We start from the raw sequence: 25,301 nt of genomic DNA, 5'->3' as shown, positions 1-25,301 counted from the left end.
GTCGGGTTCGATCCACTTAAAAACCGAGAGTACATGGCATTGAGCTGGGGTTCTACAACGACCTCGAAGAAATTCAGCATTTTCAAAGGCTAGGTTCAAGCCATGCTTGAACCTCGGGCCAATTGATCCGGGAATTCCCCATCTGGCCACATGTTTTGCAGAATCTTCCTGGTGAACCAGGTGCAACCTGTTGACAGCGTCCGCCGCCGCTCCTACTCTAGTTAAATCATACTTTATGACTTTGGCTACAACATAAGTCATATATTAGGTTCACGTACGACGGAGTAAATGGATGAGTGAACAGGTCCCGCCCCTTGTTGTAATGGGTGTCTCGGGCAGCGGCAAGACCACCATCGGAAAGATGCTGGCTGATCAGCTGCATCATGAATTCATTGATGGCGACAACCTGCACCCCAAGGCCAACAAGGAAAAAATGGCCGGCGGACAGTCTCTGGATGACGCTGACCGCGAGCCGTGGCTGCAGCTGATCGGCGCCAAACTGGCCGAAAGCAATCGGCACCAAGCGCCGCTGGTTATTGCCTGTTCTGCACTCAAGCGAAGCTACCGGGATCTCATCCTCAGCTTGGAGCCAGCAACGATTTTCATCCACCTCACCGGTGTCCCGACGCTGATACGGGACCGGATGAACGCGCGTTCGCATGAGTACATGCCCACCAGCCTGCTTGACAGCCAGCTGGCCACGCTTGAGGCTCCCGATGCGGACGAGCCGGTGCTCAGCGCCGATATTGCCGATAGCCCCGAGGACATCGTTCGACAGCTGATCGCCAAACTGTCCTAGTGCAGTGCGCCGACAGCAATCCACAGACCACCTATGGCATGAAGCCCCCATTGATCAAGGAAGACAATGACAACTGAGCTTGAACTGAACTGGACGTTAAGTACGCCCGGGCTCCTGACGCTGGCGGTCGGTGCGGTAGCGCTGCTGCTGGTGCTGATTATCCGCTTCCGCGTCCACGCGTTCCTCGCACTGGTGCTCACCAGCTTGCTGACCGCGGTCGCTTCCGGCATCCCGGCTGAATCGGTCATCACGACGCTGACCGGAGGCTTCGGATCCACCTTGGCCAGTGTGGCCCTGCTGGTCGGCCTTGGCGCAATGCTCGGACGCATGCTGGAAACCAGTGGCGGCGCCGATGTGATGACCAACTGGCTGATCTCCAAGTTCGGCGAGAAGCGCGCGCCGCTGGCACTGTCAGTTGCCTCGCTGCTCTTCGGCTTCCCGATCTTCTTCGATGCCGGGCTGGTAGTCATGCTGCCGATCATCTTCACCGTGGCCCGCCGCTTGGGCGGCTCGCTGCTGCTCTACGCCATCCCATCGGCCACCGCATTCTCGGTGATGCACGTCTTCGTTCCGCCGCACCCGGGCCCTGTGGCCGCCTCCGGCCTGCTGGAAGCCAACGTCGGGCTCGTGCTGGTGCTCGGCCTGGTCGTCGCGATTCCAACCTGGTTCGTTGCAGGCCATCTCTTTGGAAAGTTTGTCGGCAAGAAGTTCAACATCCCGGTACCGAATATCCTGGATGCGGCACTGGGCAACGGCGCATCTAAGGACGAGTTCAAGTCCTCTCCTTCCGTGGGCACGGTGTTCAGCCTGCTGCTGCTCCCGCTGTTGCTGATCTTCATGAACACGGGGCTGAATATGCTCGGCTCAGCCGGCGTCGTGGACCCGGAAACCTCCTGGGTGCGCTGGCTGCGCCTGCTGGGTGAAACTCCGGTGGCCCTGCTGATCACTGTGCTGCTGGGAATGTTCCTTCTGGGCTTCCGCAAGGGCAAGGATAAGACCTTGACCGAGACCATCGTGGACTCCGCGCTGGGCCCGGTCTGCTCGATCATCCTGATCACCGGCGCTGGTGGCATGTTCGGCGGAGTGCTGCGTGCCAGCGGCATCGGCAACGCCATTGCCACCTCGCTTGAATCGGTGGGCATGCCGCTGATCGTCGCCGGCTTCCTGATCGCGGCCATCGTCCGACTGGCCCAGGGCTCGGCAACAGTGGCGCTGACCACTGCGGCGGCCATTGTCCAGCCGGCGGTGCTGGCGGATGCCTCGCTGACCGCATTCCAGGTCGCCGCCATGGTGCTCGCGCTGGCAGCAGGCTCGGTCTTCGCCGGCCACGTCAACGACTCGGGCTTCTGGCTGATCTCGCGCTTCCTGGACATCGATGTGCCAACCACCTTGAAGGTATGGACCGTTGGCCAGGCGCTGGTATCGGTGGTCGGCTTCGCCTGCGTCATGGTGCTCTACGGTTTGGCGAGCGCGCTGGCCTAAAAAGGGGCAGCGAGCAGGACAAAAAATCCGCCGGGGCAGCGATGCAGATCGCTGCCCCGGCGGATTCGCATTTAAGAAGGGAACGCCGGGTTACTGGGAGCTCTTGGCCGGGTCCACGAACAAGCGCGGCGCGCCGTCCCAGAGGCTGCAGATCTCGTTGTGCGTCCGGCGCATGATGCTTTCCATGTTCTTCCGCGCGCTGGCGGAGTCCGAATTGGAGATGGCATCGGCGACCGACTGGTGCCAGAGCAACGCTTCCTCGTGCGGGCGTTCAGGCATCAGGCCCAATTCGGTACGACCGCGCAAAATCGCACCGATCGGGGTGGAGAGGTTCGCAAACATCTCATTGCCGGAGGCGGCCAGCACCACAGCGTGGAATCGGACATCCAGTTCCAGGAAACGTCGCAAATCGCCTTGGCGCCCGTAATGGTTCATCTGCGCCGAGAGCATCATCAGCTCCTTGCGCATCGCTTCGGGGGCGAACTCGGCCGCCAGTTCCGCGGCCATCGGCTCTACGGAAATGCGCAGCTCGGTCAGCGAGCGCAGCTGTGCGCCCTTCTGGTCGCTGGCCAGCCGCCAGCGGATGACATGATCGTCGTAGGGGTTCCAGCGCTCCGCTCCCAGCACGCGGATGCCCACGCGCTTGGTGCTGGTGACTAGGCCGCATTGGGCCAGAACGCGGATGGCTTCACGGATCACCGAACGCGAGACCTGGAGCTTCTGCTCGAGGTCGGCGGCGAGGATAATGGAGCCGCGCGGAATTTGCCCGCTGATAATGCGAGAGCCGAGGTGCTCAACCACATGAGCGTGCAGACTAGTTGCCATGGGGTCAGTTTAGCCAATGACTTGCGCCAAATCGGACTATGGCGAGTCGATCCGCGAAATAAATATGCTTTAATTTACGCGATCCTCTGTAAAACACGGGCGTCGCCCTTGTAGGATGGAAAGGTCACGTGGCCGTGAACAGGGATCGTGACTCATCCGGTCTCTGCTTGGCGGTTCAACTCCCCGTAATCGATGGAGACTTATTTTTATGCCTGCACAGATTGGTGTCACAGGTCTGGCCGTCATGGGCGCAAACCTTGCCCGTAACTTCGCTCGCAACGGATACACCGTCGCCCTGCACAACCGCTCGGTCGGCAAGACCGATGCGCTGCTTGAAGCACATGGCGATGAGGGCGATTTCATTCGCACCGAAAGCCTGGAAGAGCTGGTAGCGAACCTCGAAACCCCGCGCCGCGTGCTGATCATGGTCAAGGCCGGCGGTCCAGTGGACTCGGTCATCGACCAGCTGGTGCCGCTGCTCGAAGAGGGCGACGTGGTCATCGACGCCGGCAACTCGCACTACACCGACACCCGCCGCCGCGAAGCTGCCCTGGCTGAAAAGGGCCTGCACTTCGTGGGCATCGGCGTCTCCGGTGGCGAAGAGGGCGCACTGCTCGGCCCATCGATCATGCCCGGCGGTTCCGCTGAATCCTACAAGTCGCTGGGCCCGATGCTGGAAAAGATCTCCGCCAAGGCCGACGACGGCGCACCGTGCTGCGCTTGGATCTCCACCGACGGTGCAGGCCACTTCGTGAAGATGGTGCACAACGGCATCGAATATGCCGACATGCAGGTCATTGGCGAAGCCTACGATCTGATGCGCAGCGCCGCCGGCATCGAGCCAGCCAAGCAGTCGGAGATCTTCAACGAATGGAACCAGGGCGAACTGTCCAGCTTCCTGATCGAGATCACCGCTGAAGTGCTCGGCCACGTCGATGCTTCCACCGGCAAGCCGCTGGTCGACGTCATCCAGGACTCCGCAGGCCAGAAGGGCACCGGCCGTTGGACCGTGCAGTCCGGCCTGGATATGGGCTCGCCTGTTTCGGCCATCGCCGAGTCGGTCTTCGCCCGTTCCCTTTCCTCGCAGCGCGATATCCGCGCCGTGGGCCAGAAGGTGCTGACCGGCGAAACTGCCGAGGTCACCTTGCCGGAGAACTTCGTCGAGGATGTGCGCCAGGCGCTGTTCGCTTCGAAGCTCGTCTCCTACGCGCAGGGCCTCGACATGCTCACTTCGGCTGCCGGCGAATACAACTGGGACCTGAAGCTCGACGAGATCGCTGGCCTGTGGCGTGAAGGCTGCATCATCCGCGCAGCCCTGCTCAAGGACATCACCGCTGCCTATTCGGCAGGCGAGAAGCCTTCGAACTTGCTGTTCGCTCCGGCATTCGCTGAAGCCATCAACAAGGCAGTTCCAGCATGGCGCCGCGTGGTTTCCGTTGCTGTCCAGCTGGGCATCCCTGCACCAGTGTTCTCCTCGTCGCTGGCTTACTACGATGGCCTGCGCCGCGACCGTCTGCCAGCAGCCCTGACCCAGGGCCTGCGCGACTACTTCGGTGCGCACACCTACCGTCGCACCGACAAGGAAGGCACCTTCCACACGCAGTGGAGCGGTGACCGTACCGAAATCGCTGCCGAGGACACCCACTAAGCGGAGTGATTTGACGCTAGCAGCAGCTGGCTGATCCGAAGCCCACCAGTTCAATTCGATTGAACTGGTGGGCTTTTGCCATTTGGGCCCTTCTGCGCGCTGTCCCGCTTAGCTGGAACTGGCAGCCGTGGGGCGTGCTCAGCAGAATGCTGGGTGGGATAGGCGCAGGTCCCGGCCAGCGCCATGCGCTCAGGGGAGTACGGATCCTAGCGGCGCGGAAAATCGGTGCGGCAGCCAAAGGCGGTTGGATTGTCCGTGGCGAGCGCGACGATTAATGCCTGCTGCGTGCGAACTGATCTGCCAAGCATGCGCCGGTGATTGGCTGCGGCCGTCGAAGCGCAGGAGCCGGACTATTTAATCGGATGAAAAGCAGGCGTTCCCGTATCCAGCACGCGGCAGAAAACTCGCTGATTGCAGAACGATCTGCCGCTGGCAGCAGTCGGCGGAGCCCCTGCGCATCGAGCCGGCAGCCCTCCGCGATGCATTCAAAGAATGGATCCGTGGATCAGTGCCTGGCTAGAAGCAATCCGGACAACAGGTGCCCCCGGGGCTTTGCGCCTTAATCCCGGAAAGGAATAGGGGCAGAAGACCGGTCCTAGTCTTCCAGCAAATTCTCGGCGCATTGCAACAAGCGAACAGCTTCGCTGGGGGAGATGCGCACCAGAGCGAAGGCCGCTACCACCAGACCGGTGACGGTGTCGCTCAGCAGGGCGTGGCGCTCGACTGAAAGATCCGGACGAAGGGCATGCAAGCCACGGCCCATGGCTTCATCAAGTTCTTCCCGGTACGCGGAAATGATGGCGGCGATTTCATTCTCTGCTGCAATCGGTGCGCTGGCGGTGTTGATCAGCAGGCACCCATGGGCTGCCGGCAGGGACTCCGGCTTCGCGAAAACGGCAGCAAGCCCACGCAGATAGTCTCCCAATGCCTGTGAAGGTACTGGGTCCTGGAGCAGCGGACGCAACCGCGGGCGGACAATTTCATTAAGGTAGCTGTCTACTGCGGCATCGAACAGGCCGCGCTTGGAGCCGAAGGAGTTGTAGATACTTGAACGGCTCAGGCCGGTGGCATTTTCAAGTTCGGGAATGGACGTGGCCTCGAAGCCCTTGGACCAGAACACCGAACGGGCGTTCTGGATAGCCGCTTCCTTGTCGAATGCAGATGTACGCGCCATCACACCCACCTCCTCTTTTCGTAACGACCATTCCAGTATATATTGAAATGGTCGTTACAGAATAGTTGCCTTCCCAACACCAAGGACTAGCCATGATCATCGCCGCGCAGATCTTCGCAACCGCCGCTGCCCTGCTCCACATCTACATCTTCTCGATGGAGTCCATCACCTGGACCACTGGAAAAACCCGCGCCTTGTTCAAGACCAGCGAGGCTGAAGCAGAAGCAACGCGCGAAATGGCCTTCAACCAGGGGTTCTACAACCTCTTCTTGGCAGTTGCCGCACTTGCCGGGGTGATTGCCCTGGGCATGGGCCACTTGGCTGTGGGTTCCACGCTGGTCTTCGCCGGAGCCGGCTCCATGCTGGCCGCCGCATTGGTGCTGGCACTGGGGAGCCCGGGCAAAGCCAAGCTGGCCGTCAAGCAGGGGATGTTCCCGCTGCTGTCAGTTGCGCTGCTGGCCCTTGGCCTGGCGCTGGGCAACTAGAACGACACCGAGAGTTTCCAATATCACCGAGAATTGAAAGAACTGGTAACCATGACTGAAGCAACCAGCACGCAGATCCTGCTCGCCTCCCGTCCGTCCGGTTGGCCAACGCAGGAGAACTTCACCGTCCAGACCGTTGAGTTGCCGGAGCTGAAGACCGGTGAAATCCGGGTGCGCAACGAGTTCATTTCCGTGGACCCGTACATGCGCGGACGCATGAATGACACCCGTTCCTACATCCCGCCATTCAAGATTGGCGAGCAGATCCTCGGCGGCGCAATTGGCCGTGTCATCGAGACAGCGGACGAAGCGTTCCCGGCAGGCACCTTGGTCCAGCATCAGCTGGGCTGGTCTGACACCGTGCAGGATGACTCTGCGAACTTCAAGCCGGCACCTGATCTGCCCGGCGTTTCCTCGTCGCTGCGCCTGCACATCTTGGGCATGACCGGCTTGACCGCCTATGTAGGCCTGAGCGCAGTCGCCAATCTTGCCGAGGGCGAGACCGTCTTCGTCTCCGGCGCTGCAGGTGCCGTGGGCACGGCTGCCGGGCAGGTCGCCAAGCTCATGGGTGCTAAGCGCGTCATCGGCTCGGCTGGCAGCGCAGAGAAGGTTGAACTGCTGACCAGCAAGTACGGCTACGATGCCGCCTTCAACTACAAGGATGGAGATGTCCGCGGGCAACTGGCCGCCGCAGCCCCGGAAGGCATCGATGTCTTCTTCGACAACGTGGGCGGGGACCACCTCGAAGCCGCCCTGGCAGCGTTCAACGATTCCGGTCGTGCTGCCCTGTGCGGCGCTATAGCCAGCTACAACACCACCGAGTCGACTCCGGGCCCGAAGAACATGGCCAACTTGATCACCCGCGGCCTGAAACTGCAGGGATTCACCCTCTCCAGCTACCTTGACCTCGCCCCGGAGTTCGGCGAGCGCATGGGCAAGTGGTTCTCCGAAGGCAAGATCGCCTACGACGAGACGATCGTTGACGGCATTGAGAATACCGTGGACGCCTTCCTTGGCATGATGCGTGGTGCGAACACCGGCAAGATGCTGGTGCGCATCTAATTCCGCCGACCCGAAGACTGCTCCGGCCCGACCCCCGATTCAGGGGCTAGGACCGGAGCAGGACCGGTTAAGGTGGTGGCTGGGGCGCGGGGCGGGGAATCCTGCTCTCGCTCGATGCTGGATACCCGCCAGGCAATGGTCGCTGTGCGTGCAGTACCCCATTGCCCGGCGGATGTCCCTTGGCATCACCGAGCAGAACGTCGGTACCTCGATGCTCGACTGGCTGCAAGGCCTCGGCGAGCTGCCCGAAGCCCGGGACAAATTGCGCCAACTCAGCTCCACGGGAATCCGCGCGACCCCCGATCCTGGCCCCGAATACGGCGCGCTGATTCGCCAGGCGCAGCTGGTGCTGCAAATCGACGCGAAACTGGGTCGTGGGAGCGACCCGGACATCCTCGGGATTCTCTCCGCTTGCTAGCTACCGGATCATTCTTGCGTCGGTAATTTTCGGAGCAGCCGGGTCGACCTCGCTCACGCCGTCGAAGGCGAATCCGTTGCGTTCGTAGAATCGGATGGCACGCGGATTCTGGGCCGCCACCCACAGCACGGCCGGCTCATCGCCAAGGACTGCATCCAGCAGCCCCTGCCCTGTTCCGTCGCCATGGAAGACCTTGAGCACATACAGGTTGTACAGCTGGCGTGAGACGTGCTCCGGTATCCCGTCGGTATTGCCGGTGGGAGGTGCGCTGAGGGCGAAACCGACAAGCTTCCCGTCCTCACTTTCCGCCACCGAAATCCTGAAGAGCGGATTCGGGTCATCCAGGACCCGAGTCCACATGCCCAGCCGCTGCTCACTGTGGGCAGGGTCGAAGAAACCATCTGGCAGCAGCTGCGTGTAGGTTTCTTTCCAGCATTCGACATGCAGCCTGGCCAGCTCCTGCGCGTCGGCAGGCAGCGGTTTCCTGAGCTTCTGGGCCATTCCTATCCCTTGATGTAGTCGGACAGATGAACTCCGGTCAGGGTGCCGGAGGCGGCAAGGTCAGCCGGGGTCCCTTCGAAGACAATGCTTCCTCCTTCGTGCCCTGCCCCGGGACCCAAGTCAATGACCCAGTCGCCGTGGGCAACCACGGCTAGATGATGCTCGATGACCACGACGGTATTGCCTTCATCGACCATCTCGTCCAGCAGGCGCAGCAGGTTCTGCACATCAGCCATGTGCAATCCTGTGGTTGGCTCGTCCAGGATGTAGGTACCGGCGCCCTGGCCTAAATGGATAGCCAGCTTGATTCGCTGCCGTTCGCCGCCAGAAAGCGTGTTCAGCCGCTGTCCCAGTTTCAGGTATCCCAGCCCCACCTGGTTCAGGCGTTCGAGCACGGCCTTCGCCTTGGGCACTTTGAGCTGCTCCAATGCTTCTTCCATGCTCAAGTCCAGGACTTCGGCAATGTTCAACCCATCGAGGGTGTATTCCAGCACATCAGCGGTGAATCGCTTGCCGCCGCACTGCTCGCAAGGCAAGGCCACTCCGGCCATGGAAGCCAAATCCGTATAGGTGTATCCGACACCGTTGCACCCCGGGCACGCTCCGGCCGAATTGGCGCTGAACAGGGCAGGCTTCACGCCGTTGGCTTTCGCAAACGCCGCACGGATCGGATCCATGATCCCGGTATAGGTGGCCGGGTTCGAACGCCGGGAGCCCCGGATGGCGGTTTGGTCCACCACCGCCACGTCATCACGTTTGGCGATTGTCGAATGGATCAGCGTGGATTTGCCCGAACCGGCGACACCGGTGATTGCGCACATCACGCCGGTAGGGATATCCACGGAAACATTCTTCAGGTTGTGCAAGGAGGCACCGCGCACTTGCATGGACCCCTGTGCCTCGCGCGGGTTCGCATTGAGCGCAGCACGTGTGGTGAAGTGCGTTCCGGTCAGCGTATCGCTGGACAGCAGGCCGTCCACTGGACCGCTGTAGCAAATGGTGCCGCCATGGGTACCCGCGCCCGGGCCCAAGTCGATCACGTGGTCCGCGATGCCGATGACCTCGGGCTTGTGCTCCACCACCAGTACGGTATTGCCCTTGTCCCGAAGGCTAGCTAGCAACCCGTTCATCCGCTGGATGTCATGGGGATGCAATCCAACGGTGGGCTCGTCGAAGACATACGTGACATCACTGAGCGCCGATCCAAGATGCCGGATCATCTTCACGCGCTGGGCTTCGCCGCCCAAAAGGGTCCCCGCCGGACGGTCAAGGGACAGGTAGCCCAACCCTAAATCCACCATGGATTTGAGCACGGCCTTCAAATTGGCTATCAGCGGCGCGGCATCCGGAATCTGGATCTTCTCCAGGGTTTCGAGCAGCTCGGAAACCTGCAGTGCCGTCATGTCCGCGATTCCCAAGGAATTGATCTTCGAAGCGCGAGCGGCCTGGCCGAGCCGTGATCCGGCGCAGGCAGAGCACGGTGCGGTCGTGGAGATGCGTTCGATCCAGGCACGAATATGGGCTTGCTTGATCTCCCTGCCCGAATGGATGTAATTGGACTTGATGCGCGTGACCAAACCGGAGTAGCTCATGTTGGCCCCATTGAGCTTGACCTTGCCTGCTTCCTCGTGGAGCAAGCGGTCAAGCATGGCACTGGGCATGTCCCTGAGCTTCATGTCCAGATCTGCCTGCGTGCCGGCAGTCAGCGTCTGCCACAGCCAGGAATCCGGGGCAAAGTTCGGCGCCTTGATGGCTCCCTCGTTCAGCGACTTGTCCCAATCCAGCAGCTCATCAAGGTCGATGCTCGCCTCGGTGCCGAAACCCTCGCAGACCGGGCACGCGCCCTGGCCGAGATTAAACGAGTACGCGCCAGCGCCGCCGGCGCTCGGAGTGGAATAACGCGAATACAGAACGCGCAAGAGCGAGTAGGCGTCGGTCGCCGTGCCCACGGTAGAACGCGAATTCGCGCCCATGCGTTCCTGGTCGACCACGATGGCCGTGGAGAGGTTTTCCAGCACTTCTACATCAGGCCGGGGCATCGAGGGCATGAAGCTCTGGATGAAGGTCGTATACGTTTCATTGATCAGGCGCTGGGACTCTGCAGCAATCGTGCCGAACACCAGGGAGGACTTGCCGGAACCGGAAACACCGGTAAACGCGGTAATGCGCCGTTTTGGAATATCGACGTCAACACCTCGCAAGTTGTTTTCCCGGGCTTGGCGTACTCGAATGGTGTCATGGCTATCGGCAGGGTGCTGGCTCATGCCCCAAGCCTACTGAGAAATGCTCCAACCGACACCTGCTGGAGGGCGGCGGACTTGCAAACGCTGCCGATTCCGGTGGAGTATCGAACCCACAAGGAATCAGCGACCCCCTGCGAGAGCGGAGAAATCCATGCCGGATAGAACTAGGAAACTACTCAGGCTCAGCTCGGTGGCGGCACTGGCCGGCTGCCTCGCGCTCGCCGGTTGCGGCAGCACTGCAGGTGGCACCGCAAGCCAGGAGCCGTCAACTCCTGAAGCCAGCCCAACGCAGTCCGCATCGCCAACGGCATCCTCTTCCGGGGATGCCGGGGAGTCGGAGCAATCTGGAACTGTCGGAGGCCAAGAGCTGGGCAAGCTCCCATCGAGCGCTACCGAGTATGCAGATGCCCTGGTCGTCGCTTGGGGCAATGGAAATGAAGCGCAGATGCAACAGCTGGCCACCGATCAGGTGGTCGCCTTGCTCACCGGGCATTCGGCGGCGGGCAGACCGAACTGGTCGCAAACGGGCAGCGATGCCGGAGCCGGTTCGGTCTTCGTGAGTTATGAAAATGCCGATGACGGATTCGTGCTCAACCTCCGCGTGCAAAGCCAGGTGGTGGGCCAGGGCCAAGAACAAGGCGTGGTCGAAGCGAACTTCGAATAATCAATGAATCCAAGCCAGGGCGGGACTGCTTAATGGGGCAGACCCGCCCTGCTGCTGTTAAAATCGCCGAATATTCAACTCACGAACCCCTGCTGCACCAGGGATCGAACCTGATTGAGCGTGTTGCGATTTACGGTAGAGAATATTCGGCAGAAGGGCGTATTCTCGTAACACTCAATCCATTCACAGGATTTCGGTGTAACAAAAATTACGTCTATCATGATTGAGGCGTGCGCCACGACACACTTGTGGCCCGTCCAACAGTGCGCTCCGATCCCTAACCGTTTAAAGGACATTCATGAAGCTGCTGAAATCTATCCCACTGCTTGGCTGGGTGCTCGTTGCCATCCTGCTGGGTATTCTGCTTGGCCCGGTTATGCCGGTGTGGCTAGGAAGCGTATTCCTGACCTACAACTCGATCTTCTCCGGATTCCTTGGGTTCATCGTGCCGTTGATCATCTTCGGCTTGGTGGCACCGGCTATCGCTGAACTCGGCAAGGGCGCAGGAAAGTGGTTGGGCATCACCGCGGTTATCGCCTACACCTCCACCCTGTGCGCGGGACTGCTCGCGTACTTCGTGAGCCGTTGGCTATTCACCAAGTCGCTTTCCGGCGGAGGCGTCGAGGAAGTTGGCGCAGGCGAAGGATCAGGTTTCGAACCGTATATTTCCCTGGTCGGCAGTGCGGGCGAAGCGGCAACCGAAATCGTGCTGACTCCGCTGATGGGCGTCATGACTGCACTGGTACTGGCATTCATGCTGGGCCTGGGCCTGACGGCCTTCCGATCCACCGTGATCTTCCGTGGGACAGTGGAGTTCCGCAGCATTATCGAGATGGTGATCCGCCGTGTGATTGTTCCCGCGTTGCCGCTGTTCATCTTCGGAATCTTCCTGGATCTGTCCGCTGCCGGGGACGCCGTCACCGTGGTGCAGAAGTTCCTCTTCGTCGCCGTGGTCTCCTTCGCACTGACCCTGGTTGTCCTGCTGGTGCAGTACTCCATCGCTGGGGCGATGAACAAGCGCAACCCGCTGGCCGCACTGTGGGGCATGCGCAATGCCTACTTCACCGCCTTGGGTACCTCATCCTCGGCTGCAACCATTCCGGTGACGCTGGAATCAGCCAAGAAAAATGGTGTTTCCGACACGGTAGCCGGCTTCGTCGTCCCGCTGTGCGCCACCATCCACCTTTCAGGCTCGATGGTCAAGATCACCTGCTTCTCCATCGCAGTGCTCCTGCTGACCGGTGGCGACGTTTCCTTCGGCACCTACTTCCCATTCATCCTGATGCTCGGCGTCATGATGATTGCAGCACCAGGCGTGCCAGGTGGCGCTATCGCCGCCGCTGCCGGACTGCTCGCACAGATGCTGGGCTTCGGCGAGGTCGAAGTCGGCCTGATGTTCGCAGCCTACATTGCGCTGGATAGCTTCGGCACCGCAACCAACGTGACCGGTGACGGCGCGCTGGCCATGATCATGCACAAGCTGACCCGAGGAAAGCTCGGCGCCCAGCCCCAGGATCCCGAGGCTGAGATCGTTGAGTTGGCCGATGGCAGCGAATCAGGTGAGCACAAGCTGGCCTAAACGGCTTCCATCACTCGCATAGGCATCGATGCCCGGTACCAGACTCGCAGTGGTACCGGGCATCGACGTTTTGCTTTGCCCGCAAGGATCGGGGCGAAAGCGAAAACCCGCCCAGCAGGCGGACCGTGGCCGGTCCGTGTGCTGGGCGGGTTTGCTTTGCCGCAGTGGCAGCAGCGGTAGTACTAGATCCACATGGCCGGGTCGATGTACTCGGCCGGGTCTACAGCAGGCTTGCGTTCTTCAGGCCTGCGCGGACGGTTCTGTGCGGGGATTCCGGTGACGATCGAGCCTTCCGGAGCATCCTTGACGACCACGGCGTTCGCACCGATGGCGGAATCGGCGCCGATGACGATCGGGCCGAGCACCTTGGCTCCGGCACCGATGACCACGCGGTCACCGATGGTCGGGTGGCGCTTGACCTTGGCCAGTGAACGGCCGCCGAGGGTCACCCCGTGGTACAGCATGACGTCATCGCCGATTTCGGCAGTCTCGCCAATGACGATGCCCATGCCGTGGTCGATGAAGAAGCGGCGCCCAATGGTGGCGCCGGGATGGATCTCGATCCCGGTCAGGGCGCGGTTCGCCTGGGATAGCAAACGCGCTGGCCACTTCAGCGAGGGGTTCTGCCACATCTTGTGGGCCAACCGGTGCAGCCAGATCGCGTGCAGTCCGGAATACACGAAGAAGTTTTCCGGATCGCTTCGCGCTGCCGGATCGTGCTGGCGTGCGTTGGCCAAATCCTCACGCAGGCGGGAGAAAAAACTCATGAATACTACCTTAGGGGTTGCGGTTCGCTCGGGGACAATCCGCAGATGTCACACAGCAAATCGGCGCGAGTTGCACCGATACAGGTCTCTCTATAGACCCAACAGTGGCTCGCGCCGATTTATTCTGCTTCTGCAAATTGACTTAGCCGCGGATGTCGTCGAAGAGCAGGGTGGAGATGTAGCGCTCACCGAAGTCCGGGATGATCGCAACGATCTGCTTGCCGGCGTTCTCTTCACGCGCGGCGATCTGTACCGCACCCCAAACGGCTGCGCCAGCGGAGATGCCGCCGAGGATGCCTTCCTTGACGCCCAGCGCGCGAGCGGTCGATACCGAATCCTCGATGCTGGCATCCAGGACTTCGTCGTACAGCTCGGTGTCGAGCACCTCGGGGATGAAGTTCGCTCCCAGTCCCTGGATCTTGTGCGGGCCGGGCTTTCCGCCGTTGAGGATCGGGGAATCCTTGGGCTCAACGGCCACGATCTTCAGGTTTGGGTTCTTTTCCTTCAGGTAGCGGCCTGCACCGGTGATAGTGCCACCGGTACCGATGCCGGCAACCAGGACATCGATCTTGCCTTCGGTATCGGACCAGATCTCCGGACCGGTGGTCTCTGCGTGGACCTGCGGGTTGGCGGTGTTGGCGAACTGCTGCGCCCAGATAGCGTTCTCGGAAGTCGCAACAATCTCCTTGGCCTTTTCCACAGCCCCGCGCATGCCGTCGGCGCCCGGGGTCAGCACGATCTCGGCGCCGAAAGCGCGCAGCATCACACGGCGCTCGGTGGACATGGTTTCAGGCATGGTCAAGATGACCTTGTAGCCGCGGGCTGCACCGACCATCGCCAGTGCAATGCCGGTGTTGCCCGAAGTGCCCTCAACGATGGTGCCGCCTGGCTTCAATGCACCAGAGGCTTCGGCTGCATCAACGATGGCCACGCCGATGCGGTCCTTGACGGAGTTCGCCGGGTTGTAGAATTCCAGCTTCACAGCGATGTTCCCTGGCAGGCCCTCGCCGACGCGGTTCAGCTTCACCAGCGGGGTGTTGCCGACGACTTCGGTGACGTTGTTGTAGATCTTGCCCATCTTGTATGCAATCCTTACGTGACTCTATGCAGCCGCAGTTAGTTGCGGCGAAATAATTGCCGGAATCTGGCGTAACCGCCGGACACCTATGAGGTTCACAACTAACCCTAGTAGGCCAAAAGCGCGACTAGGCTTCGTTTAGCCATTGAGCGTAATATTTCCTGACTTTCGCGATCTTTGGATCGATAATCACGCGGCAATAGCCGACTTCCTGGTTTTCGGAGTAATAATCCTGATGGATTTGCTCGGCAGGATAGAAATCTTTGGACTCTTCGAGCGTAGTGACGATCGGATTGGGGTATACGCGCGAGAACTTCTCGATGGCGTCCTGGAAGAGATCGCGCTGCTGGTCATCGAGCGGGAACATCGCCGAGCGGTACTGCGTGCCCACATCGTAGCCCTGGCGGTTCAGCGTCGTCGGGTCGTGCACGGTAAAGAACATGTCCAAGATGACTTCGGCCGGAACCACTTGCGGGTCAAAGATCACGGCGACACCTTCGGCATGGCCAGTGGTGCCGCTGCAGACTTCGCGGTAGGCCGGATCCTTGGTGTGGCCACCGATGTATCCGGAAATCACGGCGTGGACGCCACGCGTTCGCTGGTACACGGCATCCAAGCACCAGAAGCAACCGCCGGCTAGTACGAAGGTGCTCAACTTGGTGTCCTGGACTTCCAGGAACGGGCTGAATTGATGAGGGGACTGAAGGCTGGGAATACTCACACAGTTCACAACGTTGCGGCGTTGCATTCTGTTCCATCCCCATACCCACCGCGTAGGGTGGTGGGTATGCAGAGCAAGGCAGATAACTCGCAAGACCTGGGGAAGAGCAGCGATTCCCTGGATGCCTCGACGCTCAAGCCCGTTACCGGAGAAACGCCTGAGCAACCGGTGGAAGACACCTCGGTTCCGCAGACCACCTTGGGTAACGTCCTTGAAGCAGCTGAGGAACTTTGGCCAAAATCATTGGCCGAAGATTGGGATGCCGTTGGCTTGGTGACCGGACGTACCAGCCAGCAGATTTCCAAGATCGTGATGGCTGTTGATCCAACGCTGGAGGTGATCGAGGATGCAATCGAGCGTGGGGCCGATCTGCTGATCACTCACCACCCATTGCTCCTGCGCGGAGTCACCCAGGTTGCCGGCACCAATTTCAAGGGCGAAGCCATTCACCGCCTGATCGAATCCGGAACCGCATTGCTTACGGCGCACACCAATGCCGACAGCGCCATCGGGGGAGTCAACGATGCCCTCGCCGATGCCTTCGGGCTGAAGGACTGCGTGCCGTTGATCGAGTCCAAGGATGGACTGCCAGAAGAAGGCTTGGGGCGGGTGGGCTTCTTGGAGAAGCCGATGAAGCTCGAGGATTTCGCTGAACGCGTTTACACCGTGCTCCCAGCGGTGGCTGGCGGTGTTCGTGTCGCCGGAGACCGTACAGGCATCATCCGGAAGGTCGCCCTTTGCGGCGGTGCCGGCGATTCCCTGTTTGACGCGGTGCGCTCGCACCAGGCCGATGTCTACGTGACTGCTGATCTGCGTCACCACCCGGCAAGCGAAGCACGCGAAGCTGCCAACGGCGGGTTCCCTTACCTGATCGATGTCTCCCACTTCGCTTCGGAATGGGTCTGGCTGTCGGCTGGTGCCCGCGCCCTGGGCAATGTGCTCAACGATCTTGGCCACACCGTGGAGATCGAGGTTTCCCAAGTGAATTCCGATCCATGGGACTTCGTGCTGACTCCGTAGTCAGTGAGTTCCATGCTGCATCATCTGGAAATATGGGTTGAGGATTTGGCAGCCAGTACAGCTTCCCTGGGCTGGCTGCTCACTCGCCTTGGCTATGTGGTGGATTCCCAATGGGCTGATGGCATCAGCTATGCCCGCGATGGATTCTATATAGTCCTGGAATCCGGACCGGATGCCAAAAGGCAGCGGCATGACCGCCTGGCTCCCGGGCTGAACCATTTGGCTTTCCATGCTGGAACCAGGCAGGCGGTGGAAACGTTGGCTGCCCAGGCGCTGGATCACGGGTTCACCCTGATGTTCCCGGAGCTGCACCCGTACGCCGGGGGACCAAAGCACTACGCGGCGTATTTGGAAGATGCTGCCGGTTTCGAGATTGAGCTAGTAGCGGCCCTGACACAAGCTGAAGTGTGAACCAGCAACCGGTGCGATCCAGGAAATACCCAATCCCGGATCGCACCGGTTGCTTTCTTCAGGGTGCTGGCAGCAGCCGGATAGATCTGCCGCGGCCTCCTCGCGCACTTTTACGAGGTCCTAGCGCTCCGCCAGCTTCACCTCGGCCAGCGAATACTCGGCTTCAACTTCTCTGTGCCCGTTGCTGGCAGTTGCAAGCAACGAACCCTTGGTCAGTTTTCCTTCCGAGATTTCCAGGCTGGTTAGCAATCTGCTGATGGTTGCAGTCCTTGACTGCCCGGCCGCCAATTCGACGACGCTGAACCCCGGTCCTTCTAGATCGGTCAATCGCACGTTACCTGTGTTGGTGACAGTCACCTCGAAGTTGACCCAAGCGCCGGCCCTCGAAGAGGAGTTCCCCGTACGGTCCGCTACTGCCGGCTCGGATACTTCAACGCTGAAGGCCGGTTGGCGATCCAGCAGATCTACTTCCTCGCCGGTAACGGTGTATTCATCCACAACGCTGGTGTATTCGCCGATGCGGCCTGAAGTCCAGCGGGTCTGAGGAACGAAATAACCGTCCGCTAGTTCCTGATCCGTCACCTCGTGGCGCGGGGTTGCGCAGGTGTAGGCCTTGTCAGCACCGAGGTTTGAGTAGCGGCAATTCCCTGCTGGACTGGATTCGCCTACCGGCTTGGCGGCAAACGGTGAGAAATTGCCTTCTGCGGGAACTACCCATTGATTGATATTGCCGATGTTGCTCACGCGGAAACTGTATGGCACCTTTTCACCCACCGCGTAGGGATCTGCTGCCAGGTCGCGGCTCGCATCGCCGCGCTGGCCGACTACCTCGATGCCGGTGACTTCTTGGCCGGCCACCTGAGCTGCGATGGTGGCCTGCGAAGTGCTTCCGGACGCACTCGTGAACTGCAGCTGCAATGATTGGGCGCCGAGCGCTGTCGCCGCAATGGTTATGGGCACGTTAACGGTGGTGCTCTGGCCCGGTGCAAGATCGGTGACCTGGGTAGCTGCCGCATTGAACAGGTTCGATGCACCGACGTCTATGGTTCCCGAAATGGTTTGGGCTTCCTGGTTGGTGATGGTGACCGGCACATCCACGGTCGTTCCAGCATCGGCTTTGAATGTGCTGGCTTGCATTGGGGCGCAAACGTAATTCAGCCACTCTTCATCAAAGGATGCGAATTGCATGCTGTCGGTATAGCCGGCCTCGTAGAACACACCGAACTTGCCCCCATCGAGCGCACCTGCCACCGAATAGGCAGACAACCCTCGGCGGATCGTGCGAAGCCCCGGCCAGGTCTTGCCGTCATCGCAGGAGATCCTCGCCGAGACGTTGGAGCGGGAGGCCTGCGAGTTGGCTCCGGTGTATAGCAGCTTCTTGGCCTGGCTGCTGTTGATTTCGGCATCGGGGAACATCTGCGTGATGTGGGCATTATTGGTGGGGTCAGGCAGGTTCCTGTCCTGAGTGACCGATGAATAGCTGTGGCCGCCATCGGACGAAATTGCGACCTTGCGGTAGCCGCCGCCGCTGTTATCGCGGGAGTTGAGCAGCAAGCGGCCATCAGAAAGCTCAACGACCTTGTTCTCGTCCATGGCTTTCCCGGTGAATTCGCCACGCTGCCAGGTAGCCCCGTGGTCATCCGAGTACACCGAATAGGCTTGGATAGCCCGCGATCCATCGGCTTGCATGACATCACCGGCATATTGCTGTACCAAGCGGCCGGCGTATTCACCGCGAGTGAGCTGGATTCCTTGGCCAGAGGTGGCAAAGGTGGAGCGGACCGCTCCGGGTACTGCGTGGTCGCCGGGCTTGACCACATCGGTGATCAACCGTGGCTTGCTCCAGGTAGCACCGTCATCAGTGGACTCGACCACCGCGGCGCTGATGACCTGGCGGTTCCCGTCATCGTGACCCCAGGTGCTGCCATGGAAACCTTGATCCTTTGAATAGACGAAGAAGGCGAATACCTTCCCCACCTCTTCATCCACCACGTAGCTTGGGTCGGAATAGCCGTATTTTCCTTCGTCAGCGGAGCCGGGGAAGCCGGCGGCGATGGTGGTCATCGCGCCCCATGTGGCACCGTTGTCGGTGCTCTTGCGTTGCACGATGCTGTTTGGATTCGGAGCGTCGGCGGCGCTGCCGGGGCGGGCATCCCAGGCAGCGATGATAACACCATTGCCCAGATGGGCCATCGCCGGAATGCGGTAGAAGAAGTTCTGGGCAGTGCGGTCGGAACCCAGATTGATCTCGGAGAAGTTTCCGGGAGGTGCACCGGGATCAGCTTCGTCCAACGTGCTTGCCGCCAGCGCCCCGTGGGCGCTGATGACCGGGATGGCTAGGGAGATGGCGATGGCAGCCGCCAGGGTTTTTCCATGATGAAGCCTAGAGCGAATTCGCATGGGCGAGTTCCTCGCAGGTGAGTGGGATCCTGTAATCAGGAAGGACGTATGACGTAGGATGTCATACGTGAAGCCTAAGTGAACTGCATCACATTTGGAAGGGGTCTGCATGGAATAACGAAGCCCGGGTGCTGCGAGGCCGGCGGTTGCAGTCAGGATTCTTCGCGTGGCAACGCCGGAGGGGTAGTGGACTGCAAATCCTGATTGGGCTATTTGGCGGTGGTGAACTGGTGGTCTTCCGGCAGCAGGATGTTCAGCGCCAAGCCCTTCTTGTCTTGGACGAGGGACGCTTCCCACTTGGTCTGGACCAGTTCGAGCAATTCTCCAGGGTGTTCCGGTGCGACCGGTTGCTGGACCAGGAAACCGGCGACCTCTCCGCGGGTGTGCTTGGCAAAGTGCGAGACCACCTTCGGGATCCCATTGCGCATCTGGAAGACGTTGACCGCAACGGTGTTGCCATTGGCCGGCTTGTAGGCGGCCGCATAGGTGCTCGATCGCGCGTCAACGATCAGCTGGTCGCCGGCCACCGCATCCAGCACCGGAGCCAGGCGTTTCTTCCACCAGGTGGCCAGCTTGCCCAGCGGCTCGAGCTTGACCGACATGGATAAGCGGTAGGGCGGAATGCGATCGCCGAAACGCACGGCACCCCACAGGGCGGAGACCACGATGATGGATTCATCGGCGCGCCGCTGCGCTGCTTCATCCAGGCTTGCGTAGTCCAGGGCCTCGAAGAGCACGCCCGAGTAGATATCGTGCGCCTTGGCTGCGGGCTCGGTGTGCAGATTGATATTCCGCGCTACTTCCTTGGCCAGCGAGGCTCCGACTCCCAGCAGGTCCATGGCATCTTCGCGTGCTGAGACTTCAGCAAGGGCGTCAAGCACCAGGCGGCGTTCCCCGGAAAGCTCCGGAAAAGACAGGTCCTCGATTTCGAACGGAGAACCTTCGGCGTGGGCGGTCTTGCCTTCGGAAGGCGGCAACAGAATAAGCACGCGTTCCAGCTTATCGGAGTCCATCTGATCTTCTGCCCAGGGCATGTACCCGCAGAGCAGATCTGGCTAGGCTGAACCCACTACCCAGCAGCGCTTCACGCAGAGCAAGGACAGAGCATGCCCCAGCAGAACTCAAGAGCTAGCCAAACTGCCTCCGGGCAGCACTGCGACTTCGATGTGATCGTGATCGGCGCCGGGCCGGCCGGGGAGAACGCCGCCGACTATGCCACCCGGCAGGGCCTGAAGGCGGCCATCGTCGAATCCGAGCTGGTGGGCGGGGAATGCTCGTATTGGGCATGCATGCCTTCCAAGGCCCTGTTGCGCAGCGGCGATGCGCTGCGCGCGGCACGCCGGGTTCCTGGGGCCCGCGAAGCGGTGACTGGTGCGCTGGATCCCGAGGCGGTGCTCGCGCGGAGGGACGCCTTCACCAGCAACTGGGATGATGCCGGGCAGGAACGGTGGCTGCGCTCGGCGGGCATCGAGTTGATCCGCGGCCGGGCGCGGCTTTCCGGGCGCGGCCTGGTGCAGGTGGCGGATCGCGAGTACTCGGCCCGGGCCGTAGTCCTGGCCACCGGATCCACTCCAGTTCTGCCTGGGATCGAGGGATTGGCTGAAGCCAGGCCGTGGGGCACCCGGGAGGCCACTGCGGCCAAGGCGATCCCGCCAAGGCTGGCCATCATCGGTGGCGGAGTTGCCGGGGTGGAGCTGGCATTCGCCTTCGCCTCCCTCGATTCCAAGGTCACCATCCTTGCCCGCGGGTCGCTGCTGGGCCGCGAAGAGCCGTTCGCCGGCGAGCTGGTGGCCCAGTCGCTGGCCGAGGCCGGGGTAGTGGTGCACCAGGACACCACTCCGTTGCAGGTCCACCGCGATGAGCACGGGATAGCCGGCCTCCAGCTGCCCGGAGGATCCCTCGTGGAAGCCGAGGAAGTGCTCGTCTCCACCGGGCGGCGGCCGGACATCGGGAACCTGGGACTCGAAGCACTCGGGGTGGACCCGTCCCGGCGGTTGCAGGTCGATGACACGATGCTCGTGGCGGGCACCGACTGGCTCTACGCCGTGGGAGATGCCAGCGGGCGCAGCCCGCTGACCCACCAGGGCAAGTACCAGGCCCGGGCCGCGGGCGAGGCCATTGCCGCGAGGATCAATGGAACCGGGGTTCTCGATGCGCCCTGGGGCAGGCATGCGGCCACGGCGGACCACCATGCGGTGCCGCGCGTGGTCTTCAGCGATCCGCAGATCGCCGCGGTCGGACTCACCGAACGCCAGGCCCGCGACGCCGGTCTGCAGATTTCGGTTATCGAGCACGATCTGGGTGCGGTGGCCGGGGCGAGCCTGCACGCCGACGGGTATTCCGGGCGGGCCAAGCTGGTGATAGACCAGGCGCGTTCGGTGATCGTCGGCGCCACTTTCGCTGGCCAGGATGCCGCGGAACTGCTGCATGCGGCCACCATTGCGATCGTCGGCGAGGTCAGCCTGGACCGGCTGTGGCATGCGGTCCCCGCCTATCCGACGATCAGCGAAATCTGGTTGCGGTTGCTTGAGGCGCTGCGGTTCGGGTGAACCTGGCTGTGACCGAATCAGCGTTCGGAAGTGGTCTGCAGGCCGCGCCCAACGCATTAGACTGGTAGTGAATGGGATGGCCAGACGGTCGCGTGGCAAGCAATTGCCCCGAGGAACGTCCGGGCTCCGCAGAACAGGGTGGTGGGTAACGCCCACTCGGGGTAACCCGCAGGCTAGTGCCACAGAAAATAGACCGCCAGGTTTTCCTGGTAAGGGTGAAACGGTGGTGTAAGAGACCACCAGCACCCCAAGCGATTGGGGTGGCTAGGTAAACCCCACTCGGAGCAAGGTCAGACAGACTGCGTTATGAGGGCTGTTCGCCCCATGCAGTCGGGTGGACCGCTAGAGGCTGCCGGCAACGGCAGTCGTAGATAGATGACCGTCCCGCTTCGGCGCGACAAAACCCGGCGTATCGGCCATCCCATTCACACTCTTCCTCCCTGCGATTGCGCCGGCATCAGCCTTTAGTGCGCTGGTGAGATGATTCACAGTCCCCGATCCTCAGTTTTTCTGCGCACGGTCTAGAATGGATCATGTACTTACGAGGATGATCCTGTTACCTCGTGCCACCGCAAAAGCAATGGTGCTTCCCACGGTGCCAACCGACTTTATGGATCTGCGAGTCGGCTGAATTGGAAGGATTTTCTGTGACCCAGCAGTCTGTCGTTGCCCAGCAAGAATGGAGCGGGCGCGAAGAGCTCGCCGAGGCCATGATCCCACTGATCGGACGTCTGTACCGCAAGAACAATGTGGTGACCTCCGTCTACGGCCGCAAGCTGATCAACCAGTCCGCCATCGACATCATCAAGGCCCACCGCGTAGTGCGCCGCATCGATGGCGAAGAGCTCGACCTGAACGACACCAAGGCCATCCTGGATGCCATCGAGGCCCTGAACGTCGGTTCGGTAGCAGTTGACCTCGGCCGCGTGAACAAGAAGTTCAAGGAATCCGGTTCCGCTGATTTGAACGCTTTCCTGGCTGATGAATTGGGCGAGAAGGTTGGCCAGGCCGGCGCAACCGACGCTGAACCCCAGGACGTTGTCCTCTACGGCTTCGGCCGCATCGGACGCCTGCTGGCCCGCATCCTGATCGAGCGTGGCGGCTACGGCCTGCGCCTGCGCGCCATCGTGGTCCGCAAGGGCTCGGATGACGACATCGTCAAGCGCGCTTCGCTGCTGCGCCGCGACTCGGTGCACGGCCGCTTCGAAGGCTCGATCACGGTCGACGAGGAAAACAGCACGATCCTCGCCAACGGCACCCTGATCAAGGTCATCTACTCGAATGACCCGACCACCGTCGACTACACCGAACACGGCATCGACAACGCCATCGTGGTGGACAACACCGGCCGCTGGCGCGATGAGGCCGGACTGTCCCAGCACCTGGCCGCCAAGGGCGTTTCCCGCGTGCTGCTGACCGCACCGGGCAAGGGCGATCTGAAGAACATCGTCCACGGCATCAACGATTCGTGGATCACCGCAGAAGACAAGATCGTCACCGCTGCCTCGTGCACCACCAATGCCATCACCCCAGTGCTCAAGGCCCTGAACGACAAGTTCGGTGTCACCCACGGGCACGTCGAGACCGTTCACTCGTTCACCAACGACCAGAACCTGATCGACAACTTCCACAAGGGCGAGCGCCGCGGCCGTTCGGCAGCGCTGAACATGGTGATCACCGAAACCGGTGCCGCCAAGGCAGTGGCCAAGGCCCTGCCGGAGTTCGAAGGCAAGCTGACCGGCAACGCGATCCGTGTACCGACCCCGGATGTCTCCATGGCGATCTTGAACTTGAACCTGGAGAACGGGACCACCAAGGAAGAGCTCAATGCCTACCTGCGTGAAACCTCGCTGACCTCCAGCCTGCACAAGCAGATCGACTACATCGATTCGCCTGAGGTTGTCTCCACCGACTTCGTCGGCTCGCGCCGCGCCGGCATCGTTGACGGCCTGGCCACCATCGTGTCCGGCAAGAACGCTGTCGTCTACGTTTGGTACGACAACGAGTTCGGCTACTCCTGCCAGGTTGTGCGCGTCATCGAATCGATGGCCGGCACCCACCCGGCTGCAGTGCCTGCAGTGAAGGCTGAAGCCGTCACCGCCTAGGACCTCGCTGCTTGCAGCTGAAGGGACCATCCCAACGCATTGCGCGCTGGGATGGTCCCTTTTGCTATTCCATCCGGGTGGCACGAAGCCCTCCAAAGGACCTTCCGGGTCCAGGGGGCCAACGAGAACCAGTACCTGGCCAGCACCTCTCCAGCAAAGTCCAGGCAGGTCTCGACCTTTGCGCGCATCCGGGCGTGGAGGTCCGCTTGAGCCTGCGCCGTCCCTGCGTCAACGGCGGCTGCAGGTGCGCCGCTTCGCGGGCATCTCTGTACCTCCGCACTGCTAGGCTTTAGGCCATCAAGCATTGGATCGAGGTTGGTTAGTGGACAGTACCCGGACGCTGGCGGCGCGCATGGCGAGCCAGCTGCTACTGGAGCCGGCAGAATCCGTACTGCAGGCCGCAGAACGAATGCTCGCGTTCCAGTCCCAGGACTTCGCTGCAGGACGCTACGCGCTGGCTCAGCGCTCCGCAGCGCAAGAATCCCGACAGCAAGTCGATGCGCTCTTCAGCGAAGGACGGCTCGTGCGGTCATGGACCATGCGGGGCACGCTGCATATCTGCTTGGCCGAAGATGCGCGCTGGATGACTCGCGCAACGCGTGAACGCACCTTGCGCTCATCGGCCACACGGATGCGGGGACTGCAGATCGGCACCCAGGACATTGACCAGGCAGCTGGCATCATCAGCGCGCATCTGCAGGAGCACGGGCAAGCCAGCCGCTCCGCGCTCTTCAAGGCACTGAACCAGAATGGAATGGAGACCGGCCAGCAGCGAGGACTGGTTATCCTGCAGGTCCTCGTCCTGGACGGGTTGATCTGCCAGGGGCCCATTCCACAAGACGCGAAACTCATCGCGCAGGACTTCGTGCTCGTGGATGAATGGATTGCACGTCACCGGGAACCAGGAGATCCGTTGGCGCAACTCTTGCGCCGGTACCTGCACTCGCATGGGCCAGCTACCCTTCGCGACGCAGCCTGGTACACGGGACAGACGCTGACCACCATGAGAACCGCCGCGGAAGCACTCGGCGGCTTGCTGTCCAGCGCAGGAAGCGATGAGCGCGGGGAGTGCTACTGGGTCATCGCCGGCAGCCGCGCCCACCGGGAGCTTGAAGCGATGGAGCCCGCCGGGCTGCCACTGCGCCTGCTCGGTCCCTTTGACGAGTACTACCTGGGCTACGCGAATCGCACGCTGGTAGCCGACGAGCAGATGGCTGCGCAGATCCTGCCCGGCAAGAACGGCATGTTCCTGCCCTTCTGGCTAGAACAAGGCAGGGCTTCGAAGCTCTGGAACGCAGAAACAGCGCCCACCGGCAAAATCGGTGCGGCGCTGCATCAGCGGTATCTGGACTTCAAGACTGCCCGGTAGG

At 61.3% G+C, this 25,301-nt stretch carries 22 protein-coding genes and 1 other RNA gene; 14 read left to right on the top strand and 9 right to left on the bottom strand.

All coding sequences use genetic code 11. The annotated features are described in order from the left end of the window. Positions 1–292 precede the first annotated feature (292 nt). Together EDF61_RS04845 and EDF61_RS04840 are read left to right on the top strand one after the other, a co-directional pair. Positions 293–799, top strand: a complete 507-nt coding sequence (locus EDF61_RS04845; protein ID WP_105661221.1) for a gluconokinase — start codon at positions 293–295, stop codon at positions 797–799. A gap of 66 nt (positions 800–865) precedes the next feature. Beyond that, a complete protein-coding gene (locus EDF61_RS04840) occupies positions 866–2,281 on the top strand; it encodes a GntP family permease (protein WP_133833422.1) in 1,416 nt (471 codons plus the stop codon). A gap of 90 nt (positions 2,282–2,371) precedes the next feature. On the opposite strand, the gene EDF61_RS04835 is transcribed toward EDF61_RS04840, so the two are convergent. Next, positions 2,372–3,106, bottom strand: coding sequence for a FadR/GntR family transcriptional regulator (locus tag EDF61_RS04835; protein WP_133833421.1), 735 nt, complete (start codon positions 3,104–3,106; stop codon positions 2,372–2,374). 208 nt (positions 3,107–3,314) lie between these two features. Here EDF61_RS04835 and gnd point away from each other — a divergent pair, with 208 nt between their 5' ends. After that, positions 3,315–4,754 (top strand): NADP-dependent phosphogluconate dehydrogenase, encoded by a 1,440-nt coding sequence (gene gnd / locus EDF61_RS04830; protein WP_105657765.1) that lies wholly within the window; start codon positions 3,315–3,317, stop codon positions 4,752–4,754. 595 nt (positions 4,755–5,349) lie between these two features. On the opposite strand, the gene EDF61_RS04825 is transcribed toward gnd, so the two are convergent. Then, a complete protein-coding gene (locus EDF61_RS04825) occupies positions 5,350–5,928 on the bottom strand; it encodes a TetR/AcrR family transcriptional regulator (protein ID WP_133833420.1) in 579 nt (192 codons plus the stop codon). 92 nt (positions 5,929–6,020) lie between these two features. Here EDF61_RS04825 and EDF61_RS04820 point away from each other — a divergent pair, with 92 nt between their 5' ends. From EDF61_RS04820 to EDF61_RS04810, 3 genes are all read left to right on the top strand, one after another. Next, positions 6,021–6,413, top strand: coding sequence for a DUF1304 domain-containing protein (locus EDF61_RS04820; RefSeq protein WP_133833419.1), 393 nt, complete (start codon positions 6,021–6,023; stop codon positions 6,411–6,413). Positions 6,414–6,464: 51 nt separating this feature from the next. Continuing rightward, positions 6,465–7,475 carry an NADP-dependent oxidoreductase gene (locus EDF61_RS04815; protein ID WP_133833418.1) on the top strand — a complete coding sequence of 337 codons (1,011 nt, stop codon included), beginning with the start codon at positions 6,465–6,467 and terminating at the stop codon, positions 7,473–7,475. Positions 7,476–7,623: 148 nt separating this feature from the next. Beyond that, entirely contained in the window at positions 7,624–7,893 is a 270-nt protein-coding gene (locus EDF61_RS04810) for a hypothetical protein (protein WP_133833417.1), read from the top strand. On the opposite strand, the gene EDF61_RS04805 is transcribed toward EDF61_RS04810, so the two are convergent. Together EDF61_RS04805 and EDF61_RS04800 are read right to left on the bottom strand one after the other, a co-directional pair. Continuing rightward, complete coding sequence (locus EDF61_RS04805; protein ID WP_133833416.1) at positions 7,894–8,394, bottom strand: GNAT family N-acetyltransferase; 501 nt, start codon at positions 8,392–8,394, stop codon at positions 7,894–7,896. A gap of 2 nt (positions 8,395–8,396) precedes the next feature. After that, the gene (locus EDF61_RS04800) at positions 8,397–10,658 is read right to left on the bottom strand and encodes an ATP-binding cassette domain-containing protein (protein ID WP_133833415.1); all 2,262 of its coding nucleotides are present in this window, start codon (positions 10,656–10,658) and stop codon (positions 8,397–8,399) included. Positions 10,659–10,788: 130 nt separating this feature from the next. Between EDF61_RS04800 and EDF61_RS04795 the strand changes: the two genes are divergently transcribed. After that, positions 10,789–11,301 carry a hypothetical protein gene (locus tag EDF61_RS04795; protein ID WP_133833414.1) on the top strand — a complete coding sequence of 171 codons (513 nt, stop codon included), beginning with the start codon at positions 10,789–10,791 and terminating at the stop codon, positions 11,299–11,301. 298 nt (positions 11,302–11,599) lie between these two features. Continuing rightward, positions 11,600–12,880 (top strand): dicarboxylate/amino acid:cation symporter, encoded by a 1,281-nt coding sequence (locus EDF61_RS04790; RefSeq protein ID WP_133833413.1) that lies wholly within the window; start codon positions 11,600–11,602, stop codon positions 12,878–12,880. A 182-nt stretch (positions 12,881–13,062) separates the two neighbouring features. On the opposite strand, the gene epsC is transcribed toward EDF61_RS04790, so the two are convergent. The 3 genes from epsC to msrA form a co-directional block, all read right to left on the bottom strand. After that, on the bottom strand, positions 13,063–13,647 hold the full coding sequence (gene epsC / locus EDF61_RS04785) for a serine O-acetyltransferase EpsC (RefSeq protein WP_105657773.1): 585 nt from the start codon (positions 13,645–13,647) through the stop codon (positions 13,063–13,065). A 142-nt stretch (positions 13,648–13,789) separates the two neighbouring features. Then, entirely contained in the window at positions 13,790–14,725 is a 936-nt protein-coding gene (gene cysK, locus EDF61_RS04780) for a cysteine synthase A (RefSeq protein ID WP_105661227.1), read from the bottom strand. Positions 14,726–14,852: 127 nt separating this feature from the next. Continuing rightward, positions 14,853–15,380 carry a peptide-methionine (S)-S-oxide reductase MsrA gene (gene msrA / locus EDF61_RS04775; RefSeq protein WP_105657859.1) on the bottom strand — a complete coding sequence of 176 codons (528 nt, stop codon included), beginning with the start codon at positions 15,378–15,380 and terminating at the stop codon, positions 14,853–14,855. Positions 15,381–15,512: 132 nt separating this feature from the next. On the opposite strand from msrA, the gene EDF61_RS04770 reads away from it, so the two are divergent. Together EDF61_RS04770 and EDF61_RS04765 are read left to right on the top strand one after the other, a co-directional pair. Further along, positions 15,513–16,466 (top strand): Nif3-like dinuclear metal center hexameric protein, encoded by a 954-nt coding sequence (locus EDF61_RS04770; RefSeq protein WP_286172103.1) that lies wholly within the window; start codon positions 15,513–15,515, stop codon positions 16,464–16,466. A 12-nt stretch (positions 16,467–16,478) separates the two neighbouring features. Next, entirely contained in the window at positions 16,479–16,877 is a 399-nt protein-coding gene (locus EDF61_RS04765) for a VOC family protein (RefSeq protein WP_105657776.1), read from the top strand. Positions 16,878–16,997: 120 nt separating this feature from the next. Here EDF61_RS04765 and EDF61_RS04760 read toward each other — a convergent pair whose 3' ends face one another. Next, on the bottom strand, positions 16,998–19,277 hold the full coding sequence (locus EDF61_RS04760) for an exo-alpha-sialidase (protein ID WP_166650696.1): 2,280 nt from the start codon (positions 19,275–19,277) through the stop codon (positions 16,998–17,000). Positions 19,278–19,486: 209 nt separating this feature from the next. Continuing rightward, entirely contained in the window at positions 19,487–20,266 is a 780-nt protein-coding gene (locus EDF61_RS04755; RefSeq protein ID WP_133833505.1) for a YaaA family protein, read from the bottom strand. A gap of 117 nt (positions 20,267–20,383) precedes the next feature. Here EDF61_RS04755 and EDF61_RS04750 point away from each other — a divergent pair, with 117 nt between their 5' ends. From EDF61_RS04750 to EDF61_RS04735, 4 genes are all read left to right on the top strand, one after another. After that, positions 20,384–21,826 (top strand): dihydrolipoyl dehydrogenase family protein, encoded by a 1,443-nt coding sequence (locus EDF61_RS04750; protein ID WP_105661232.1) that lies wholly within the window; start codon positions 20,384–20,386, stop codon positions 21,824–21,826. 72 nt (positions 21,827–21,898) lie between these two features. Next, positions 21,899–22,254: RNase P RNA component class A (rnpB, locus tag EDF61_RS04745), an RNA gene on the top strand. A gap of 219 nt (positions 22,255–22,473) precedes the next feature. Continuing rightward, on the top strand, positions 22,474–23,931 hold the full coding sequence (locus tag EDF61_RS04740; RefSeq protein WP_105657779.1) for a glyceraldehyde-3-phosphate dehydrogenase: 1,458 nt from the start codon (positions 22,474–22,476) through the stop codon (positions 23,929–23,931). 322 nt (positions 23,932–24,253) lie between these two features. Next, complete coding sequence (locus EDF61_RS04735) at positions 24,254–25,300, top strand: winged helix DNA-binding domain-containing protein (RefSeq protein WP_133833411.1); 1,047 nt, start codon at positions 24,254–24,256, stop codon at positions 25,298–25,300. Position 25,301: the final 1 nt, after the last annotated feature.

The organism is Arthrobacter sp. JUb115, assembly GCF_004365035.1.
Lineage (GTDB): Bacteria > Actinomycetota > Actinomycetes > Actinomycetales > Micrococcaceae > Glutamicibacter.
This window is presented reverse-complemented; position numbering and strand designations above follow the sequence as displayed.

Bases quoted from the DNA above. Each gene is read 5' to 3' on its own strand.
- EDF61_RS04845 (WP_105661221.1), top strand. From the start codon at position 293: ATGAGTGAACAGGTCCCGCCCCTTGTTGTAATGGGTGTCTCGGGCAGC.
- EDF61_RS04840 (WP_133833422.1), top strand. From the start codon at position 866: ATGACAACTGAGCTTGAACTGAACTGGACGTTAAGTACGCCCGGGCTC.
- EDF61_RS04835 (WP_133833421.1), bottom strand. From the start codon at position 3,106: ATGGCAACTAGTCTGCACGCTCATGTGGTTGAGCACCTCGGCTCTCGC.
- gnd (WP_105657765.1), top strand. From the start codon at position 3,315: ATGCCTGCACAGATTGGTGTCACAGGTCTGGCCGTCATGGGCGCAAAC.
- EDF61_RS04825 (WP_133833420.1), bottom strand. From the start codon at position 5,928: ATGGCGCGTACATCTGCATTCGACAAGGAAGCGGCTATCCAGAACGCC.
- EDF61_RS04820 (WP_133833419.1), top strand. From the start codon at position 6,021: ATGATCATCGCCGCGCAGATCTTCGCAACCGCCGCTGCCCTGCTCCAC.
- EDF61_RS04815 (WP_133833418.1), top strand. From the start codon at position 6,465: ATGACTGAAGCAACCAGCACGCAGATCCTGCTCGCCTCCCGTCCGTCC.
- EDF61_RS04805 (WP_133833416.1), bottom strand. From the start codon at position 8,394: ATGGCCCAGAAGCTCAGGAAACCGCTGCCTGCCGACGCGCAGGAGCTG.
- EDF61_RS04800 (WP_133833415.1), bottom strand. From the start codon at position 10,658: ATGAGCCAGCACCCTGCCGATAGCCATGACACCATTCGAGTACGCCAA.
- EDF61_RS04795 (WP_133833414.1), top strand. From the start codon at position 10,789: ATGCCGGATAGAACTAGGAAACTACTCAGGCTCAGCTCGGTGGCGGCA.
- EDF61_RS04790 (WP_133833413.1), top strand. From the start codon at position 11,600: ATGAAGCTGCTGAAATCTATCCCACTGCTTGGCTGGGTGCTCGTTGCC.
- epsC (WP_105657773.1), bottom strand. From the start codon at position 13,647: ATGAGTTTTTTCTCCCGCCTGCGTGAGGATTTGGCCAACGCACGCCAG.
- cysK (WP_105661227.1), bottom strand. From the start codon at position 14,725: ATGGGCAAGATCTACAACAACGTCACCGAAGTCGTCGGCAACACCCCG.
- EDF61_RS04770 (WP_286172103.1), top strand. From the start codon at position 15,513: ATGCAGAGCAAGGCAGATAACTCGCAAGACCTGGGGAAGAGCAGCGAT.
- EDF61_RS04765 (WP_105657776.1), top strand. From the start codon at position 16,479: ATGCTGCATCATCTGGAAATATGGGTTGAGGATTTGGCAGCCAGTACA.
- EDF61_RS04760 (WP_166650696.1), bottom strand. From the start codon at position 19,277: ATGCGAATTCGCTCTAGGCTTCATCATGGAAAAACCCTGGCGGCTGCC.
- EDF61_RS04750 (WP_105661232.1), top strand. From the start codon at position 20,384: ATGCCCCAGCAGAACTCAAGAGCTAGCCAAACTGCCTCCGGGCAGCAC.